Source organism: Microbacterium sp. LjRoot45 (assembly GCF_964253325.1).
GTDB lineage: Bacteria > Actinomycetota > Actinomycetes > Actinomycetales > Microbacteriaceae > Microbacterium.
On sequence record NZ_CAXUQM020000001.1, the window covers coordinates 3,126,450 to 3,145,479 of the forward strand.

22 protein-coding genes are annotated in these 19,030 nt (G+C 72.2%); 15 read left to right on the top strand and 7 right to left on the bottom strand.

What is annotated here, in order from left to right; translation table 11 throughout:
- Window positions 1-18 precede the first annotated feature (18 nt).
- From ACSQ18_RS14805 to ACSQ18_RS14815, 3 genes are all read right to left on the bottom strand, one after another.
- Entirely contained in the window at window positions 19-423 is a 405-nt protein-coding gene (locus tag ACSQ18_RS14805; RefSeq protein ID WP_436038197.1) for a Fur family transcriptional regulator, read from the bottom strand.
- A gap of 176 nt (window positions 424-599) precedes the next feature.
- Window positions 600-1,466 (bottom strand): metal ABC transporter permease, encoded by an 867-nt coding sequence (locus ACSQ18_RS14810; protein ID WP_436038199.1) that lies wholly within the window; start codon window positions 1,464-1,466, stop codon window positions 600-602.
- Window positions 1,463-2,260, bottom strand: coding sequence for a metal ABC transporter ATP-binding protein (locus ACSQ18_RS14815; protein ID WP_436038201.1), 798 nt, complete (start codon window positions 2,258-2,260; stop codon window positions 1,463-1,465). The genes ACSQ18_RS14810 and ACSQ18_RS14815 overlap by 4 nt, the downstream gene beginning before the upstream one ends.
- Before the next feature lie 171 nt (window positions 2,261-2,431).
- On the opposite strand from ACSQ18_RS14815, the gene ACSQ18_RS14820 reads away from it, so the two are divergent.
- Window positions 2,432-3,256 (top strand): flagellin, encoded by an 825-nt coding sequence (locus tag ACSQ18_RS14820; RefSeq protein ID WP_144806599.1) that lies wholly within the window; start codon window positions 2,432-2,434, stop codon window positions 3,254-3,256.
- A gap of 113 nt (window positions 3,257-3,369) precedes the next feature.
- Window positions 3,370-4,470: a sugar-transfer associated ATP-grasp domain-containing protein gene (locus ACSQ18_RS14825; protein ID WP_436038202.1), complete on the top strand. Its 1,101-nt coding sequence runs from the start codon at window positions 3,370-3,372 to the stop codon at window positions 4,468-4,470.
- 437 nt (window positions 4,471-4,907) lie between these two features.
- Here the strand turns inward: ACSQ18_RS14825 and fliW are convergent, their stop codons facing one another.
- The 4 genes from fliW to flgN are packed head-to-tail and all read right to left on the bottom strand — an operon-like array spanning window position 4,908 to window position 8,103.
- Complete coding sequence (fliW, locus tag ACSQ18_RS14830) at window positions 4,908-5,276, bottom strand: flagellar assembly protein FliW (protein ID WP_436038204.1); 369 nt, start codon at window positions 5,274-5,276, stop codon at window positions 4,908-4,910.
- Window positions 5,273-6,154: a flagellar hook-associated protein FlgL gene (gene flgL, locus ACSQ18_RS14835; RefSeq protein WP_436038206.1), complete on the bottom strand. Its 882-nt coding sequence runs from the start codon at window positions 6,152-6,154 to the stop codon at window positions 5,273-5,275. Before flgL ends, fliW begins: the two co-directional genes overlap by 4 nt.
- A 49-nt stretch (window positions 6,155-6,203) precedes the next feature.
- Complete coding sequence (flgK, locus tag ACSQ18_RS14840; protein WP_436038208.1) at window positions 6,204-7,613, bottom strand: flagellar hook-associated protein FlgK; 1,410 nt, start codon at window positions 7,611-7,613, stop codon at window positions 6,204-6,206.
- 7 nt (window positions 7,614-7,620) lie between these two features.
- Complete coding sequence (gene flgN, locus ACSQ18_RS14845; RefSeq protein WP_144806604.1) at window positions 7,621-8,103, bottom strand: flagellar export chaperone FlgN; 483 nt, start codon at window positions 8,101-8,103, stop codon at window positions 7,621-7,623.
- A gap of 247 nt (window positions 8,104-8,350) precedes the next feature.
- On the opposite strand from flgN, the gene ACSQ18_RS14850 reads away from it, so the two are divergent.
- The 13 genes from ACSQ18_RS14850 to ACSQ18_RS14910 all read left to right on the top strand — a co-directional run bounded on the left by ACSQ18_RS14850 (window position 8,351) and on the right by ACSQ18_RS14910 (window position 19,028).
- Entirely contained in the window at window positions 8,351-9,154 is an 804-nt protein-coding gene (locus ACSQ18_RS14850; protein ID WP_436038210.1) for a sigma-70 family RNA polymerase sigma factor, read from the top strand.
- 213 nt (window positions 9,155-9,367) lie between these two features.
- Window positions 9,368-10,747: a flagellar filament capping protein FliD gene (gene fliD / locus ACSQ18_RS14855; RefSeq protein ID WP_436038212.1), complete on the top strand. Its 1,380-nt coding sequence runs from the start codon at window positions 9,368-9,370 to the stop codon at window positions 10,745-10,747.
- The gene (gene fliS / locus ACSQ18_RS14860; protein WP_436038213.1) at window positions 10,744-11,124 is read left to right on the top strand and encodes a flagellar export chaperone FliS; all 381 of its coding nucleotides are present in this window, start codon (window positions 10,744-10,746) and stop codon (window positions 11,122-11,124) included. The genes fliD and fliS overlap by 4 nt, the downstream gene beginning before the upstream one ends.
- Window positions 11,121-11,387 carry a hypothetical protein gene (locus ACSQ18_RS14865; protein WP_436038215.1) on the top strand — a complete coding sequence of 89 codons (267 nt, stop codon included), beginning with the start codon at window positions 11,121-11,123 and terminating at the stop codon, window positions 11,385-11,387. The genes fliS and ACSQ18_RS14865 overlap by 4 nt, the downstream gene beginning before the upstream one ends.
- 138 nt (window positions 11,388-11,525) lie before the next feature.
- Window positions 11,526-11,867, top strand: a complete 342-nt coding sequence (locus ACSQ18_RS14870) for a flagellar basal body rod protein FlgB (RefSeq protein WP_144806607.1) — start codon at window positions 11,526-11,528, stop codon at window positions 11,865-11,867.
- The gene (locus ACSQ18_RS14875; protein WP_436038217.1) at window positions 11,864-12,256 is read left to right on the top strand and encodes a flagellar basal body rod protein FlgC; all 393 of its coding nucleotides are present in this window, start codon (window positions 11,864-11,866) and stop codon (window positions 12,254-12,256) included. The genes ACSQ18_RS14870 and ACSQ18_RS14875 overlap by 4 nt, the downstream gene beginning before the upstream one ends.
- Entirely contained in the window at window positions 12,256-12,558 is a 303-nt protein-coding gene (fliE, locus tag ACSQ18_RS14880) for a flagellar hook-basal body complex protein FliE (protein WP_436038218.1), read from the top strand. Before ACSQ18_RS14875 ends, fliE begins: the two co-directional genes overlap by 1 nt.
- Complete coding sequence (fliF, locus tag ACSQ18_RS14885; protein WP_436038220.1) at window positions 12,558-14,174, top strand: flagellar basal-body MS-ring/collar protein FliF; 1,617 nt, start codon at window positions 12,558-12,560, stop codon at window positions 14,172-14,174. The genes fliE and fliF overlap by 1 nt, the downstream gene beginning before the upstream one ends.
- Complete coding sequence (gene fliG / locus ACSQ18_RS14890) at window positions 14,171-15,175, top strand: flagellar motor switch protein FliG (RefSeq protein WP_436038222.1); 1,005 nt, start codon at window positions 14,171-14,173, stop codon at window positions 15,173-15,175. Before fliF ends, fliG begins: the two co-directional genes overlap by 4 nt.
- Entirely contained in the window at window positions 15,165-15,785 is a 621-nt protein-coding gene (locus tag ACSQ18_RS14895) for a FliH/SctL family protein (RefSeq protein WP_436038223.1), read from the top strand. Before fliG ends, ACSQ18_RS14895 begins: the two co-directional genes overlap by 11 nt.
- Window positions 15,782-17,077: a FliI/YscN family ATPase gene (locus ACSQ18_RS14900; RefSeq protein WP_436038225.1), complete on the top strand. Its 1,296-nt coding sequence runs from the start codon at window positions 15,782-15,784 to the stop codon at window positions 17,075-17,077. Before ACSQ18_RS14895 ends, ACSQ18_RS14900 begins: the two co-directional genes overlap by 4 nt.
- The gene (locus ACSQ18_RS14905; RefSeq protein ID WP_436038226.1) at window positions 17,074-17,514 is read left to right on the top strand and encodes a hypothetical protein; all 441 of its coding nucleotides are present in this window, start codon (window positions 17,074-17,076) and stop codon (window positions 17,512-17,514) included. The genes ACSQ18_RS14900 and ACSQ18_RS14905 overlap by 4 nt, the downstream gene beginning before the upstream one ends.
- Window positions 17,511-19,028: an NlpC/P60 family protein gene (locus ACSQ18_RS14910; RefSeq protein WP_436038228.1), complete on the top strand. Its 1,518-nt coding sequence runs from the start codon at window positions 17,511-17,513 to the stop codon at window positions 19,026-19,028. Before ACSQ18_RS14905 ends, ACSQ18_RS14910 begins: the two co-directional genes overlap by 4 nt.
- Window positions 19,029-19,030 lie beyond the last annotated feature (2 nt).

Here is a 19,030-nt window from a genome sequence, read left to right on the forward strand (position 1 = left end):
AGCGGCGCGGTGCGGGTGTCAGCGGTCACGTCCCGCCGCGGTGGTGCAGTCGGCGCAGAGTCCGAAGATGTCGACGACGTGCTCCGCGCGGGTGAAGCCGTTCGCGGCGGCCGTGCGCTGCGCCCACTCCTCGACGTCGGTGGCCTGGATCTCGACCGTCGTGCCGCAGTTGCGGCAGATCAGGTGGTGGTGGTGGCCGTCGCTCGAGCAGGCGCGGTAGATGGCCTCGCCCTCGGGACTCTGCAGCTGGTCGGCTTCGCCGCTGGCGGCGAGCGTCGCGAGGGCCCGGTAGACGGTCGCCAGGCCGATGCCCGTGTTGTCGTCGCGAAGAGCCGCGTGGAGGTCCTGTGCGCTCACGAACCCCTGGGTGTCGGAGAGCGCCGCGCGGACGCGGTCGCGCTGCCAGGTGTTGCGCTGGGCCATGCCGGCGAGTCTACCGCCGCCGTTTCAGAGGCGGCTGGGAGGCGGACCCCCGGGCCCGGCGTGGGTAACTCCTTCGATCCGTCGCGTCGAGCCGCCCTCCCGGCCGGTTGCGGCGGGTGCGTCGCCCGATCTGGAGGAGTTAGCCACCGCCCCGGGCGATCAGGCGCCGCGGGCGATCAGGCGGGGCGGGCGCGGACGACGCGGCCCCGGCGGGAGCCGACGAGGCGGCAGACCAGGTAGATGAGGAACGAGATGGTCGTGATGTACGGGCTCACGGGAAGCGTGCCCATGACCGCGAGAAGGATGCCGCCGACCGCCGCCGTCACGCCGAACACGGCCGACAGCAGGGGCACTGCGACCGGTCCGCTGGCGACGCGCATCGCCGCGGCCGCCGGCGTGACCAGGAGGGCCATGACCAGGAGCGCGCCGATGATGTGCACCGCGACGGCCACCACGAGGCCGAGCAGCAGCATGAACCCGAGCGACACGATCGTCGTCGGCACGCCGCGAGCGGCAGCGGACTGCGGGTCGAGAGAGTCGAACCGCAGCGGCCGCCACATCAGCAGCAGCGCGATCAGCACGAACGCCGAGATCGCGACGAGCCAGCCCAGCTGCGCGTTCTGCACCGACACGATCTGCCCCGTCAGCAGGCTGAACCGGTTGGCGCTGCGGCCGTCGTAGAGCGACAGGAACAGGATGCCGAGACCGAGACCGAACGGCATGAGCACACCGATGATGGAGTTGCGGTCGCGGGCGCGCGCGCCGAGCCAGCCGATGAGTCCGGCGGCGATGAGCGACCCGACGACCGAGCCCGACACGACGTCGACGCCGATGAGGAGCGCGGCGGCGGCGCCGGCGAAGGACAGCTCGCTGATGCCGTGCACGGCGAACGCCATGTCGCGCTGCATCACGAAGACCCCGATCAGGCCGCCGACGAGACCGAGGATCGCGCCCGCCCACAGGGAGTTCGACACGAGGGCGAGGATCGCGCCGTAGTCGGCGAGACCGCCGAACATGGCATCCCCGATGTCGGACCAGTTCACGCGTGGTCCCCCTCGTGATGGTGGTGCGACTCCTCGGCGTCGGGCGCGCCGACCACGACGAGGCGGTCGCCCGCGCGCAGCACGAAGACGGGGGCGCCATAGAGATCGGTGAGCACGGGAGAGGTGAGGACCTCCTGCGGCTTGCCGAGCGTGAAACGGCCGTGGGCGATGTAGAGGATGCGGTCGACCTTGCCGAGGATCGGGTTGACGTCGTGGGTGACGAGCAGCACCGCCGCGCCCGTCTTGCGGTGATCGTCGATGAGTCGCACGACCGCCTGCTGGTTGGCGAGGTCGAGGCTCGTCAGCGGCTCGTCGCAGAGGAGGAGGCGCGGGTCGTCGGCGAGCGCCTGACCCACGCGGAGGCGCTGCTGCTCTCCCCCCGACAGCACGCCGACCGGTTCGTCGGCGAACGCGGAGGCCCCGACGGACTCGATGAGGGCGTCGATGCGCGCGCGGTCGCCGCGGCGCGGGAACGGCAGGCCGAAACGGTGACCGTCGACGCCGAGGGCGACGAGATCGCGCCCGCGCAGCGTCGTCTCACTCAGCGGGCGGGCCTGCGGCAGGTAGCCGATGCGGCGGTTGCCGCGGTGGTGCACGCGCTCGCCGAGGGCGGTGATCGTTCCCTCACTCAGGGGCTCCAAGCCGAGGATCGCCCGCAGCAGTGTCGTCTTGCCGGAGCCCGACGGGCCGAGCACGGCGACCAGCTCGCCCGGTTCGACGTCGAGGTCGAGGCCGCTCCACAGCTCGCGCTCCCCCCGACGCAGGGCGGCGCCGCGGATCTCGAGCACGCTCACCGCTCCAGCCTATCGGCGCACGAAGCGGCGGAAGCGGCTCCCGCGACCGAATCCGACTGCGGGCCTAACGCGATCGCCGGGTGCGCCGATAGGGCACATCACGGAGTCCACGGATGGACTCCCGGAGTCCAGGAAGGGCTCCCGCTGACCCCAGTCACGGAGGAACACACCATGGGTATGCAGATCAACACCAACGTGTCGGCGCTCAACGCCTACCGCAACCTGTCGAACACGCAGAACGACCTGTCGAAGTCGCTCGAGAAGCTCTCGAGCGGTCTGCGGATCAACCGCGCCGCGGACGACGCCGCCGGTCTCGCGATCTCCGAGGGACTCAAGTCCCAGATCGGTGGACTGAACGTCGCCGCCCGCAACGCCCAGGACGGCATCTCGGTCATCCAGACCGCGGAGGGCGCCCTGACCGAGGTGCACTCGATCCTGCAGCGCGTGCGCGACCTCGCGGTCCAGGCCGGCAACGACTCGAACAACGCCGACTCGCGCTCCGCGATCAAGACCGAGATCGACGCCCTGGGCTCCGAGCTCACGCGTCTCGCCTCGAGCACGAACTTCAACGGCATCAAGCTGCTGTCGGGCGGTTCCACGCTGACCTTCCAGGTCGGCGCCGGCGCCACCGCCGCGGAGGACCAGATCGCGATCTCCCTCACCGACTTCGCCACCCTCGGCGCGACCGTGGGCGCGCTCACGGTCGACACGTCGGCGAACGCGCTGACCACCATCACGGCGATCGACACGCAGATCACGGCGGTCTCCACGGCGCGCGCCAGCTACGGTGCGCTCCAGAACCGCTTCGAATCGACCATCAACAGCCTCAACGTGTCGGCGGAGAACCTGTCGGCGGCCAACAGCCGCATCCGCGACACCGACATGGCCTCCGAGATGGTCAAGTACACCGCGTCCAACATCCTGTCGCAGGCGGGCACCGCCATGCTCGCGCAGGCCAACCAGTCGAACCAGGGCGTTCTGCAGCTGCTGCGCTGACGCACAGCAGCTGCATGACCAACTGGACGGTGGGTCCCGTGGCATCCGGCTACGGGACTCACCGTCGATTCGGGGACGCTCCGCCCATTCCCCCGAGAACCGCCAGGAGCACGATGTCATCCGCCACCGTCATCACGCCGCGCCTTCGCTACCTCGCGCGGCGTTTTCGCCGTTTCGACGCCTCGGCCCTCCTCGCCCGCGCGCGGCAGGCGGCGCGGCGTCATGGCCGGTGGACGCCGGCCGTCGTCGTGGACATGCTGTGGCAGGCAGCCTTCCGCGCGGTGGGTTTCCAGGACTACATCGATTACGACTTCGCCATCCTCACGGCCGCCGAGCGCGCCACGTACATGACGAGCCCGCTGTCGGACCGTCTCGCGATGCAGTTCGACGATCCCGCCTACCGGCACCTGTTCCACGACAAGGTCGCCTTCAACGGCACGTTCGATGCGTTCCTGCGGCGAGAGTGGATCGTCGTGGCGGAGGGCAACGCCCACGAGGTTCGCGCGTTCGCGGAGCGTCACGGGACGATCATCACGAAGGAGCCGCTCGGCCGAGCCGGCCTCGGCGTGCACCGCTACCACGCAGCCGACGTGCTCGACTGGACCGCCTTCCACCGCGGCCTGCTGGCCCGCGGCGAGACGCTCGTGGAAGAGGTCATCCGTCAGCACGACGAGCTCGCCGCCCTGTGCGCCGGCACCGTCAACACGACGCGCGTCACCGCGTTCTTCGACGGACAGCGCACCCACATCCTCGCCGTCGCCCAGAAGTTCGGTCGCGGTGCCGTGAGCGACCAGAACGCGTTCGGAGGCTTTTACGCGATGCTCGACGAGCAGGGACGGGCCACCGGCGCCGGCTACGACTCGTGCGGCAGTGTGCACATCGCCCACCCCGAGACCGCGGTGCGGATCGCCGACTTCCGGCTGCCGATGTTCGACGAGGTGATCGCCCTGGTGGACCGCGCGGCGCGCGTCGTCCCCGAGGTGCGCTACGTGGGCTGGGACGTCGCCGTCACGCCCGACGGGCCTGTGCTCGTCGAGGGCAACTGGGCTGCGGGAGTCTACGAGAACAAGCCGAGCGCGACCGGCATCCGCACCGGTCATCGCGACCGCTATCTCGCCGCGATCACCGCCGCCGCTCCACTTCCGGGCGGGTCGGGCGGGTCGGTCGGGTCGGTCGGGTCGGTCCCCGCCGCGCGGCAGCCCGTCGCGGCCTGAGTCCGCCACCGCGCCCCTGCGGCGTGGCATCCGTCGGGTTCGAGGGTTCGGTGGGGCATGTCCCACTTTGGGTAGTTCATGTCCCACTTTCGGTCCGGCATGTCCCACTTTCGGTCGTTGCAGGCACCCCGAACCAGCACAAATTGGGACATGCCCCAGAGCGCACCGCCCCAGGGGCCACGCGCCGCCAGGCATGTCCCACTTTCGGTCCGGCATGTCCCACTTTCGGTCGTTGCAGGCACCCCGAACCAGCACAAATTGGGACATGCCCCAGAGCGCACCGCCCCAGGGAACCGGAACCGAAGCGGAAGCGGAAGCGGAAACCGGAGCGGAAGCGGAAGCGGAAACCGGAACCGGAGCGGAAACCGAAGCGGAAGCGGAACCGGAACTGAAACCGAAGCGGAAGCGGAACCGGAAACGGAAGCGGGAGCGAAGGCTCAGCGCAGCAGCGCGCGGACCGGGAGGTCCTGACCTTCGAGGATGACCTGTGCGGCGCTCCCCGTGCGGTGATTCACCACGACGGGGGCGAGCAGGTTCACGCCGATGCCCTCGTCGGTGAGCTGCGCCACCACGAGGAGCGTCGCGTCGTCGGGCGACTCCAGCGCGAGGCTCTCGGCCTGCTCGTCGCTCAGAACGGGTGCGTAATCGGGCATCACCGTGGCCGGGTCGACCGCGAAGAGCCGCACCTCCGGGTCGGCGACGGCCGTGAGCGTGAACAGGCCCTCGGCGGCCTCGACGGGCTCGAGCGCGAACGCCACGTGCGGCGCGAGTCCGGGCGGCGGGGCGAGGAAGGCGAGCGGGCTCATGCGAGGAAGTCCAGCAGGGTGGGCTGCAGCACGCGGGCCGTCACCGACAGCGCCGACTGGTACACGAGCTCCTGCGCCCGCAGCTGCACGAGCACCTCGACGGTGTCGACGTCCTCGACGGCGGCGCGCTGCGCTTCGAGCGACACGGTGGCATCCATGACGGCCTCCTTCGCTCGCAGCACCTGGTTCTGACGGGCGCCGACGGTGCCCTGCACCCCGAGCATAGTGTTCCGGTGGGCGTCGATCTCGGCGAGGCGGGCGCCCACGTTCTGGCCCGAGCGGAGGTCGGCGACGACCGCGTCGATGACGGCGAACACCGAGTTCGCGCCCTCGCCGAACGCCTCCGCCCCGTTCGCGTCGACACGGACCGTCTCGCCGTCCGAGATGCGCCGATGCACCTCGCCCCCGGCAACGCCCGAGAAGGAGTAGTCGGCCGCGAAGGCGGGTCCGTCGGCGGTGCCGGCGAACACCGAACGGCCCAGCACCTTCGTGTTGGCCTGGGCGAGCAGTTCCGCGCGGATGCCCTCCAGCTCGACGGCGATCGCTTCGAGCGCCGTCGCATCCAGGGCTCCGGAGTTCGCGCCCTGCGCCGTGAGGTCGCGCGCCCGCGAGAGGAGACCCGTGGATGCCGTCAGCACATTGTCGACGGTGGTGAGCCACGCCAGGCCGTCGTCGATGTTGCGCGTGTACTGCGCGGTGCGGCGCTGGGCGGCGTGGAGGTCGAGGGTGCGCGCCGCGGCGGCGGGGTCGTCGGAGGGCACCGCGAACGCGCGCTGCGACGTGGCCTGGTCCTGCAGCCGCGACAGCGTGTCGAGCCCGGACTGCAGGTTGCGCAGGGCGGTCTGCGTCATCGCCTGCGTGGTGACTCGGGTGATCATGGCGCTCCCTGGAGGTCGGTGGTCGGCGGGTCGGTGGTCGGCGGGTCGGTCAGCGGCCGACGAGTCCCGTCCGGTTGATGAGCACGTCGAGCGCTTCGTCGACGGCCGTCAGCACGCGCGCGGCGGCCTGGTACGCGGTCTGGAAGGTGAGGAGGCTGACCGTCTCCTCGTCGTTGTCGACGCCGGCGACCGACTGCTGCGCGATGACGGCGGCAGTGGCGGCCGCGTCGGCCCGTCCGGCGCGACCGGCGTCGGCGGCCGTGCCTACGGCGAGCCGTGCCACCACGTCGCCCCACAGGTCGTCGGGTCCGCCCGCCAGTCCGCCGACCCCGGAGAGCGCGTCGGCGTTCGATCCGTCCAGCGGCCCCGCGCCCGGCGCGGCGAGGGCGAGGTCGGCGCGCCCGGTGGGGATGACGCCGAGGCCCAGGGCCGCGGGGATGCCGGCGGCGAGCGAGAAGAAGTCGCCACCAGGCACGCCCGTGGCGGTGACGCCGGCCCGGTGCTGCGTGTTGACGGCATCCGCGAGGGCGGTTGCGAGCGCGTTGATGTCGTCCGCGAGACCGGCGAGGACGCCGCCCTCGCCGGCGGGCGCGAGCACCGAGAGCAGGCCGCCCAGCTCGCCCCCCGCGGAGGACACGACGAGGTCGCCGTCGGACACCCACGAGAGCGTGAGCGGGTCGGTCGACTCGATCGACGGCGGACCGGACAGCGTGAGAGCCCGAGCGTGCGCACCCGAGACGAGCGCGTTCCCGTCGATGCGCATCGTGAGCGTGCCGTCGGACTCGACGGATGCCGTGGCCCCCGACAGGCGGGCGACGTTCTGGGCGAGCAGGTTCCGCCGGTCGATCAGCTCGTTGGGTGCGCCGCCGGCGGCGACGGCGTCGCGGATAGTGGCGTTCAGGTCGGCGATCTCGGTGGCGGCGGCGTTGATCCGCGACACCGTCATGTCGGCGGAAGAGCGCGCGTCGGACCACTGACCGGCGACCGTGCGGTATCCGTCGGCGATACGGGCCGCGAGAGTCTGCGCGTGCGTGAGGACGGTGGCGGCGGCGGCGGTCGAGTCTGGCGAGTTCGCGAGGTCCTGCCACGACGCCCAGAACTCGGTGAGCTGGTGGGCGATCCCGTCGGCGGTCGGCTCACGCAGGCTCACTTCGGCAGCCGAGGATGCCGTGGCCCGCGTCGACCAGTAGCCCGAGGCGGCGAGGGTGTCGCGCACGCGGGCGTCGAGCACGGCATCCCCGAGGCGCGCGATCCCGTCGATCGAGACGCCTCCTCCCGGTTGCGCTCCGGTGGAGAAGCGCCCCGACACGGCGACCGCCGCGACCGACGACGTCTCCAGCCGCTGGCGCGTGTATCCCGCGGTCGTCTGGTTCGCGATGTTCTGACCGACGAGGTCCATTCCGCGGCGAGCCGCCGTGAGGGCGCTCGCGGCCGTGCTCAGTCCGCTGAATGTCGACATCGGTTCCTCACATCTCTCTGTCCACGATGCGCGCCTGGTCCTCGCGCGCTCGTCCGCCGTGCGTGTCGTACACGCCCGCACTCGAGTCCAGTCCCGCGAGCGTCTCCTCGACGACGCGGCCGGCGGCGCGCAGGTGCACCTCGTTCGATCCCTTGAGCTGCGCCACTTCGCTCATGAGCGAGGTGAGTGCGACGCGGTGGTCGCTGAAGATCTCCCGCCACGACTCGGTGGGCGCGGCATCCAGCAGCTGGTTGAGGGTGGCCGGTTCGGCGACCCCCCATTCACGGGCGAGCGCAGCGACCTCGACGTCGCGGCCGAGCCCGGACTCGCGCAGGCGCTCGAGCACCTGCTCGATCTCGCGCGTCGAGAAGTGGATCCACCTCATCCCGCCCGACTCGAGCAGCAGTCGCTGTTCCTCGAGTTTGAAGATGAGCATCTCCAGCAACTCGCGCTCTCGCCACAGCTGCATCGACAACTCGTTGGCTCCCATAGTTCTTCCTCCCCAGTGGTTCCCCGATGTGCTCCGGACTGTGCGACCCCAATTCGCGCAGCACCCGGAGCGGGGCTCATGCCTGTCTATCGGCTTGATTCGACGATACGTAACGAGCCAGAAACCGGAAGTACTTCAGTTTTATGAGAGTTTTCTCATAGTCTGATGTGCATCGGCCCGGATCCCCCCGCCAGGCCGAAGTCCGAGTACCCCCCCTGCTCGATGGACGAAAGGCAGACATCCCCCGATGCCTGGCAGTACCCAACGCAATTCCCTGATCGAAGAGAACCTCCCACTCGTGGGATATCTCGCTCGAGAACTCCACTCGCGCGCCACTCACGTGCCTCTCGAGGACCTCGCCTCCGTCGGCGCGCTCGCTCTCGTGACGGCGGCCGATGCCTTCGACCCGAGCCTCGGCGTGCCCTTCGGCGCGTACGCCCGCCGGCGCATCCTCGGCGCGTTTGCCGACGAGATGCGCTCGATGGACTGGGCCTCCCGCGGCATCCGCAAGCGCATCAAGGAGACCACCGCGGTGCGCGACACCCTCACGGCGAGCCTCGGCCGCGCCGCCACGGCCGACGAGATCGCCGCGACGATGGGACTCCCCCGGGAGGCGGTCGTCGAGGCGCTCGACGACGCGGCCCGCACCGTGACGAGCCTCGACGACGCGACCGTCCACGAGATTCCCGCCGGGATGATCCTCCCCGACGAGTCGGTCGTCGTGAAGGAACGTCGCGAGGCCCTGGCCCGCGCCGTGCAGGCGCTGCCCGAGCGGATGCGGCGCATCGTCCACGCCGTCTACGTCGACGAGCGCCCGGTGAAGGAGATCGCCGAAGAGCTCGGCGTCTCCCACTCCGCCGTCTCGCAGCAGCGTGCCGAAGCGGTGCGACTGCTCCACGACGCCCTCGAGCGCGACACCGAGGGCGCCGACATGACTCCCGTCTCCCGGGTGTCCCTCGACGCGCGCGACGCCTACTTCGCCCGCATCGACGCCCTCGATCCGCGCCGCCGTTCCCTGAGCACCCCGTCGGCGACCGCCGCCACCGCCTGACCGCCGCGCCGCCTGACCGCGACACCGCGCCGCTGCCCGCTACGCCGCGTTCACAACTCCGGAGATTCGCCACGGCAGACGGCCGATCGAGCCGATCCACCGCTCCAGCCCACCGGATTTCCGGAGTCGTGAATCTCTAACGCGCCCGCCGACCCGGCCGATAGGTCGGGATGCCGGGGAGAGCCCTCGGCATCCGGACGTTCGGGGGTGTCGGTGGCCATCTCGCTGGACGGCCTCGCGTCGAAGCTGGACACGACGGCGATCATCAACGCCCTCATGGACGTCGAGAAGATCCCGCGCACCCTGCTGAGTGCGAAGTCCGACGACCGCAAGGTCGTCATCTCCCACCTGCAGTCGCTCAACACGTCGCTGCAAGACCTGTTCACGCGCGCGAAGACCGCCGCCGGTGCGACGGCGCTCGCGCAGGTGTCGGCGACGTCGTCCGACGCCTCGGTCACCGTGACGCCCAGCGCCGGCGTCGCCTCGCTCTCGACCCAGATCGTCGTCGACCGGATCGCCACGGCGCACAGCGTCGTGAGCGCCGCCGTCACCGGCATCCCGGGGAATCCGCCCGTCCTCACGATCGAGAACTCCGACGGGGAGCTCGTGGAGGTGCACCCGACGTCGGGGTCGCCCGCCGATGTCGCCCGCGCGCTGACCGCCGCCGGCGCCGGGGTGACGGCATCCGCGGTCGCCGCCGGCACCGACGGCGACGGAAACCCGCTCTTCCGGCTGCAGCTGACGGCGACCACGACCGGCGCGGACGGCGCGTTCCGCGTTCACCTCGGGGATGCCGCGGCCGTCGCGGACGGAACCGCCGTCGACCTGGCCGCGCAGCCGGGTGCCGCCGTCGTCACGGCGGGCGCCGACGCGCAGGTGCGCCTGTGGGCGGGGACGGCGGCCGAGCAGACCATGACGTCGGCGAGCAACACCTTCACCGACCTCTTCCCCGGCATCGACGTGTCGGTGTCGACCGTGACCGCGTCGCCCGTCACGATCACCGTCAGCGCCGACCCGGAGGCGCGCACGAAAGCGGCCTCCGCGTTCGTGACGCAGATCGCGGCCGTGCTCACGACGATCGCGAAGGGGTCGAGCGCGACTCCCGCCACGACCGCGGGCGAGAACACGACGCTGGGCGTCTTCACGGGCGACAGCACCGTGCGGGCGCTGCGACAGGCGCTCGCCAACGCCGTGCAGTACCCGGTGGACGGCAAGTCGCCGTCGACGATCGGCATCTCGATCGACCGGACGGGAACGCTCACCTTCGACGCCGACACCTTCGCCGACGCTCTCGCGAAAGACCCCGCCGCCGTCGAGGCGGTGTTCTCCGGCATCGCGACCCGCGTGCAGGAGGTGACCGAGCAGTACTCCGACAAGTACGACGGTCTGCTCACCGCCCGCATCACGGGGCAGCAGGACGAGGTGAAGCGGATCACCGAGCAGCTCGACCGGTGGGACGTGCGCCTCGAACAGCGCCGCGCGACGCTGGAGCGCACGTACGCCGCGATGGAGACGATGCTCTCGCGGCTGCAGTCGCAGTCGTCGTACCTCACGTCGCAGATCGACGGCCTCTCCTCCGGGAGCGACTCGTGAACCCGGCCCTGCGGGCGCAGCAGCGCTACCGCGAGGAGGCCATCCTGTCAGCGAGCCCGCAGCGACTGCTCACGATGCTTTACGACCGGCTGGTGCTCGACGTCGAACGCGGTGAGGCGGCGCAGCTGCGCGGCGACTGGGACACGGCCAACACCGAGTTGCAGCACGCGCAGCAGATCGTCGTCGAACTGGCGGGCTCGCTGTCGGACGACTGGGCGGGCAGCGGCGACCTCCGCGCCGTCTACGGCTACCTCACCCGCACCCTCATCGGCGCGAACATCGGGCGGGATGCCGTCCGCACGCGCGAATGCCTCGAGCTCCTCCTGCCGCTGCGCGACGCGTGGCATGCGGCCGCGGATGCCCTGGCGGTCGTGTGAACACCGACGCCTGGACCGCACAGCTCGACCGGTTCGAACGCGATCTGGAGTGCCCGGACGCGTCGCCGTGGCATCCCGACCCCACGCTCGGTCCGCTCCCCGCCCACCTGCTCGAGCGGGCACGCAGCATCGCGGCGCGCCAGTTGGAACGCACGGCGCAGTTGCGCGGCGAGCTCGCCTCCACCCGTGCACAGCTGGATGCCGCGCGCCTCATCCCCGGCCGCCGCACCGACGACGCCGCGTACGTCGAACGCGACGGCTGACGCGCGGCCGCCCCGCAAGAAGTCGAACGGATGCCGTCGGCTAACGCATGCGGCGGCGCAGCCGATAGAGGGGGATGAGCACGGATCGCTCGTCCCCGGCCACGGATCGGCCACTCATCCGAAGACGAAAGCAGTTTCGTGCTCGAATCAGTGACCACCGCCGCGCTCACGAGCGCACTCGACGGGCTGTCGCAGCGCCAACGCGCCATCGCCGACAACATCGCCAACGTCAACACCGCCGGCTACCACGCGAAGATCGTGTCGTTCGAACGGGAGCTCGCGGCATCCGTCGCGCGGGGTGACGGCCACGTCGCCGCGTCGGTGTCGGAGTCGACGGCCGCGACCCGGCTCAACGGCAACAACGTCGAGCTCGACACCGAGACCCTCGCCAACATCGACACCGTGCTGCGGTTCCAGTTCGCCTCGCAGGCGGTCGGTGGCGCGTTCTCGTCGGTGCAGACGGCGCTGAGGACATCATGACGTTCGACGCCATCGGCATCGCGGGCTCCGGCATGACCGCGCATCGCGTGTGGCTCGACGCCCTCAGCGACAACATCTCCAACATGAACACGGCCGTCTCCGGCGACGAGGAGGCGTTCCGTCAGCGGTACGTGGCGGTGCAGGCCGACGATGCGCGGGGCGGTGTCGACGTCGCGGGCGTCGTCTGGGGCAGTGGCGAGGGCCGTCTCGTCTACGAACCGACCAACCCGCTCGCCAACGAGGCCGGCTACGTGCGCTACCCCGACATCGATCTGGGCGAGCAGATGAGCTATCTCATCCTCGCCCAGCGCGGCTACCAGGCCAACGCCGCCGTCGTCGACCGCGCCAAGACCTCGTATGAGGCAGCGCTGCAGATCGGGAGGCACTGATGCCGCCGCTGTCCGGGATCTCGGGGATCGACGCATCGTCGCTGCCCCTCCCCTCGCTCACGACCTCGTCCACCGACGCGGGCGCCTCTTTCGGCGAGAGCATCACGGGGGCGATCGACGATCTGCGGAGCCTCCAGTCCACCTCGAACGCGCTGAGCGTCGCCGCCGTCACCGGTGACCTCGACGACATCCACTCCGCGATGATCGCGTCGACCCGCGCGTCGGTCACCCTTGAGCTGGTCGCGGCCGTGCGCAACAAGGGCGTCGAGGCGTTCAACGAGATCATGCGGATGCAAGCCTGATGCCCGCCGCCGTCACCTCCGTCTTCGGCCGCCTGCGCGCCGCCGTCTCCTCCTTCTCCCTCGCCCAGCGCACCATCGCGATCATCGGGATCGCCGTGCTCGTGATGGGCGCTGTCGCGCTGTCCAGCTGGCTGTCGCGCCCCGCGATGTCGCCCCTCTTCTCAGGCCTCGGCGCGGAAGACGCGAGCGCCGTCGTCGAGCAGCTGCGCGCGGCATCCGTGCCCTACGAGCTCGCCGACGGCGGCTCGACGGTGCTCGTGGCCGAGGCCGACGTGTACGAGCAGCGACTCGCGGCCGCCGCGTCGGGCCTGCCCCGCGCCCGCACCGACGGGTACTCCCTGTTCGACACGATGGGGGTGACGAGCTCCGAGTTCCAGCAGTCCGTCACCTACAAGCGGGCGATCGAGGGCGAGCTGGCGCGCACGATCGGGGCGCTCGACAACGTCACGACGGCGTCGGTGCAGCTCGCGATCCCCGAGGAGAGCGTGTTCGTCTCCGAAAAGGTCGACCCGACGGCATCCGTGTTCATCGAGACCGCGAACAGTACGACGCTGTCGGCCGAGCAGGTCGAGGCGATCGTGCACCTGACGTCGGCCGCGGTCAGCGGCATGAAGCCCGAAGACGTCGCCGTCATCGACAGCACGGGCCGCACGCTGTCGGCCGTCGGGGGCGACCTCACCCGCGGGACGGATCAGCAGGCGGGCGCCTACGAGGTGCGCACGGCGGCGAACGTGCAGGACCTGCTCGACACGGTCGTCGGCGCGGGCCACGCGACCGTCTCGGTCTCGGCCGTCATGGAGCACGCGACGAGCGAACGCATCGACGAGACCTACGTGCCCGTCGAAGGCGCCCCGCCCGCCACCGAGGAGACCTCGTCCGAGACCTACACGGGCACCGGAGCCGACCCCGGCGTGCTGGGCGCGGAGGTCGCGGCGGGTGCCGGCGACGGCGGAACCTACGAGTCGACGCAGACGACCCGCACGAACGTCATCAGCAAGTCGGTCGAGAGCACGACGACGCCCGCCGGGGCGCTCACCCGCCAGACCGTCGCGGTCGCCGTCGATGCGGCCGCCGCAGAAGGCCTCGACGTCGACCAGCTGACCGCACTGGTCACCACCGCCGCCGGCATCGATCCCGACCGCGGGGATGCCGTGACCGTCGAGGTCGTCCCGTTCAGCGCGGTGGCCGCCACCGACGCGCAGGCGGCGCTGGAGGCGGCGCGCGAGGCGGAGGCCGCCGAACGCGCTGCCGAGACGACCCGCATCGCGGTCATCGCCGGGGCGGTGCTGTTCGCCGTCGTCGTGGGCATCGTCACGATCGTCGTGGTGAACCGCCGGCGCCGCCGGGCGGCCGAGTCGCGCGTGCTGACGCTCACGCCGGTCGGCGAACCGCTCGACGCGTTCGACGCCCTGACGCAGGGGCTGCCGACGCCGCAGCTCGACCCGATCACGCCCGACCTGCTCGCGACGGCGGCCCTCGAGCCCGACCCGGAGCCCGAGCTCAGCCAGGTGACTCTCGACCGCCGCCGCGCCGAGATCGGCGACTTCGCGCGCCGCGACCCGGCGAAGGCCGCCGACCTGCTCCGACAGCTCGTCCGCGATCGGCAGGACGCATGAGTGCGCTGACGGGGGCCCAGACGGCCGCGGTCGTGATGATGAATCTCGACCGCAGCCTCGCGGTCGAGGTCATGAAGCACCTCGGCGACGACGAAGCCGAGGCGATCGCGGCGGAGATCATCCGCCTGCGCGATCTCGACGCCGAGACGACGAACGCGGCCCTCACCGACTTCCACCGCGTGGCGCAGGGTCACCTCCCGCCGGCGCGCGGCGGTCGCGATCTCGCCACGGGACTGCTGGAGGCGTCGTTCGGCTCGGAGCGGGCGGCCGGCGTGCTGACGAAGGTGTCGTCGGCGATGACCGGCTCGTCGTTCGACTTCCTCACGGCGATCGAGCCGGCCCAGATCGCCTCGGTCGTCGAGAGCGAACTGCCGCAGACGATCGCCCTCGTGCTCGCCCACCTGCCGGTCGACCGCGCCGCCGCCGTGCTCGCGGAGCTGTCCGACCCGGCGCGCACCGACGTCGCCCACGCGATCGCGACGATGGGCACGGCGTCACAGGATGCCGTGTCGATCGTCGCGGGCGCCCTCCGCGCCCGGTCGGGGGTGTTCGCGACGCGCGACTCCCGCGAGACGCTCGGCGGGGTGCAGCCGCTCGTGGACATCATCAACCGCTCCGACGCGACGGTGGAGAAGGCACTGCTGTCGAACCTCGAGGCGCGCGACAGCACCCTGGCCGAGGACATCCGCTCCCGCATGTTCACGTTCGCCGACCTCGTCGTGCTCGACGACCGTGACGCGCAGCGGGTGCTCCGCGGCATCGAGATCCGCGTGCTGGCGCTCGCGCTGAAGGGTGCCCCGCAGGAGGTCGCCGCCGTCATCCGCCGGAACATGACCGAACGCAACCGCGAGACGCTCGACGAGGAGTCGCGCGTGCTCGGATCGGTGCGGGTCTCGCAGGTGGAGGAGGCGCGGGCCGAGATCGTCCGCACCATCCGCAGCCTCGCCGCCGACGGCGACATCCGCGTGCGACGCGGCGACGAGGACGAGTATGTCGCCTGAACCCGCCGCCCCGATCCCCTTCGTGCGTCGGGAGATCCCCCGACTGACCCCCGCCGGCAGCGACCGGGAACGCGAACGCGCCCGCACGCAGGGACACGCCCTCGGGTACGCGGAGGGTCTGCGGATCGCCGCCGCCGAGGCCGCCGAGGCGGCGGAGCGCGCGGATGCCGAACGCCGCAGCGCGCGGGAGACCGACGCGGCGGCCGCCGCCGAGGCACGGGCCGGGCTCGAGAAGGCCGCGGCATCCCTCCGCGACCGACTCGACATGATCGCCGGGCTCGCCGAGGAGAAGATCTGGACCCTCGCGCTCGACGTGGCCGAGGCGATCCTCGCGCGGGAGCTGTCGCACCCTGTGCACGCCGCCCGCGTCGCGGTGTCCCGCGCCGAGCGCGCGGTGGGCGAATCCGCGGATGCCGTCGTCGTGCTCAGCGCGGACGACCTCGCCACTCTGGAGCGACTCGGCGAGGTGCCCGAGGGTGTCGCGATCGAGTCCTCGCCCGCGCTCGCGTCGGGCGACGCGGTCGTGCGCGTGTCGGACGGCGACATCGACCTGCGCGTCGCGGAGGCGCTCGCCCGGGCACGGGCCGCCCTCGCGGAGGAGACGACGTGAGCGGCTGGGGTGCGATCCTCGACGCCGCCCGCCCCGAGCGGACGGGCACCGTGTCGCGCGTCGTCGGGCTGGGCGTCGAGGTGCGCGGCCTCACGGGCGCCGTCGGCGACCTCGTCACGATCGGCGACGACGTGACGGCCGAGGTGGTCGCCGCCGAGCGGGGAGCGCTGCGGTGCATGCCGCTGACGGTGAGCGACGGCATCCGGGTCGGCGAGCGCGCACGATCGCAGGCGGGCCGGGTGCGTGTGCCCGTGGGCGCGGGCGTGCTCGGCCGCATCATCGACGGCCTGGGCCGACCGATCGACGACCTCGGCCCCCTCACGGCGCCGCGCGTGGGGCTGGACCACGAGCCGCCGCCCGTCATGGAGCGGGTGCGGATCGCCGAGCCGCTCGCGACCGGCGTGCGCGCGATCGACACGCTCACCCCGATCGGCCGCGGACAGCGCATGGGACTGTTCGCCGGTTCCGGCGTGGGCAAGTCGTCGCTGCTGTCGATGATCGCGCGCGGGTCGGGCGCCGACGCGAACGTGATCGCCCTCGTCGGCGAGCGCGGCCGCGAGGTGCGCGAGTTCATCGAGGACGACCTCGGCACCGAGGGCCTGGCACGGTCGGTCGTCGTGGTGTCGACCTCGGATCAGCCGGCGCTCGCACGGCTGCGCGCCGCGTCCACCGCCACGCGCATCGCGGAGGCGTTCCGGGATGCCGGGGGCCACGTCATGCTGATGATGGACTCGCTCACACGGGTGGCGATGGCGCAGCGCGAGATCGGGCTGGCGGCGGGCGAGCCCCCCGCGACGCGCGGCTACCCGCCATCGACGTTCCCGGTGCTCGCGCGGCTCCTGGAGCGGGCCGGCACCGACCGGCAGGGGTCGATCACGGGCGTGTACACGGTGCTCGTGGAGGGTGACGACCACAACGAGCCCGTGGCGGACACGGTCCGCTCGATCCTCGACGGCCATCTCGTGCTCGACCGATCCCTCGCCGTGACGGGCCACCACCCCGCGATCGACGTGCTGGGCTCGGTCTCGCGCCTGGAGGGCAAGGTCGCCGCCCCGCACCAGCGCGCCCTGGCCGCGCGCCTGCGCACGGTCCTCGCCGCGCGCCAGGACGCCCGCGACCTCATCGGCATCGGCGCCTACCGCGCGGGGGCGGACCCGCGGGTCGACGCCGCGATCGCCCACGAACGCGACATCACGGCGTTCCTCACCCAGTCCCTCGACGAGCGGTCGACCCCGGAGCAGTCCTGGCGCCGACTCGACGACCTCGTCGCCTCGTTCGGAGACCTCTCATGAGCCGCGGCTTCCCCCTCGCCGGACTGCTGCGCGTGCGCGGCGTGCAGGAGCGCGCCGCCGCCGAGCGCCTGTCGCGCGCGGCCCTGGAGCACGCGCACACGGAAGCGCGCGACCGGCACCTGCGGGCGTCGCTGACGACAGACGTCGACGCGCCCGAAGACGTCCGCACGCTCGCGGCGTTGGCGGCCAGTCGGGTCGCCGCCCGCAGTCTGCTCTCCGACCTCCACGCGCTGCGCGACGCACAGGCGGCCGAGGTCGAGACCGCCCGCGCCGCGCACGCCGCCGCCCGCATCGACGAGCACGGCCTCGAACGCCTCGCCGAGGCGCACGACCGACGCGAGCAGCAGCGCACGCTGCGCGCGGAACAGGCCGCACTCGATGAGATCGCGGTGGGCCGACCGGCATCCGCCACCCCGTCCCCGGAGGAGCACGCATGACTCCCGTCGCCCCCACCCTCGTGTCCGCACTGGGCCGCATCGACGACATCCAGCAGCGCATCCGCACGCTCTCCGTCGACGCGGCCGTGCCGGCGACGACCGGCGAGACGGCGAGCGCGACGAGCTCGACGGCCGCCGCGTTCGCGACGGCGGTGAAGGATGCCGGAGCCGTCGGCGCCGTACCGGCCCTCCCCTCGGGACCTGTCGACGGCGGCGACATCGTCGCGCAGGCGAAGTCGTACCTGGGGGTGCCGTACGTCTTCGGCGGCGAGGACCGCTCGGGCATGGACTGCTCGGGGCTCGTGCAGCGCGTGCTCGCCGATCTCGGGATCGACGCGCCGCGCGTCGTGCAGGATCAGGCCGACATCGGCGTCGAGGTGCCGTCACTGGCCGACGCCCAGCCCGGCGACCTCCTCGTCACGAAGGGCGAGGGGCACATCGTCATCTACGCGGGCGACGGCATGGTCATCCACGCGCCGAGCCCGGGCAAGGTCGTCGAGTATCGCAACAACTGGCTGAAGGATGCCGACCTCGCCACCATCCGTCGCGTCGTGCCTCCGCCCGGGCAGTCGGCGAGCGGGCAGGCGGCGAGCGTCCAGGCGGCAACGGCAGCAGTCACGCCCTCCGGTGCCCCGACGCTCGCCGCGACGCTCTCCGCCGTCGCCGCGGCCTCCGGCTCGTCGTCGGGATCGGTCACGCAGGCGGCCGCGTCGCAGCTGCTCGCGTCTGTCGCTCCGCTCCTCACCTCCGGCAGCGGCTCGGGCGGTGCCGCGGCGGGCGTCGCCTCGCTGGCCGCGGTCGCGCTGCGGGAGCTCGGCACCACCGCCACCACCGCCACCGGCACCACCGCCACCGGCACCACCGCCACCGGCGGCGCCGACCTCCTCCCGGGGCTCACGAACCCGGCTCTCGCCGGAACGGCCGCTCCGGCCGCCGCCGCGACGGTGTCGGCGCCGGCCGCGGTCGCCGCTCCGGCCGCCCCCGCACCCCCGCTCACGCAGCAACTCGCGGCGCCCGTGGCATCCCTCGTCCGCGGCGGTGACGGCCAGCACACCCTCACGCTCCGCGTCTCCCCCGACGACCTCGGGCCCGTCACCGTGAAGGCCCGCATCTCCGGAGGCAGCATCTCGGTCGAGCTCGCTTCGGGCACCGCCGCCGGCCGCGACGCCCTCCGGTCGCTGCTCGTCGACCTCCGCCGCGACCTCGCCGTTCTCATGCCGCACTCCTCGATCGCCGTGACGGCCGCGGATGCTGGCCGCGACGGCACCACGCTGAGCAGCACGCTGGGCACCGCATCCGGCACCCTCGCGGGCGCGGGCGGCGGGAGCACCGGCCCCGGCCCCGGCCAGAGCGGTCCCGGCCAGAACGGGTCCGGCCAGAACGGGTCCGGCCACAGCGGCTCCGACCGCACCGCCTCGAGGGATGCCGAGGCGCCCGTCGCCCTCGCGGCATCCGTCTCCGCCACACCCGACCCGACCTCGACCGCCGGCACCGGCGTCGACCTGTACGCCTGACC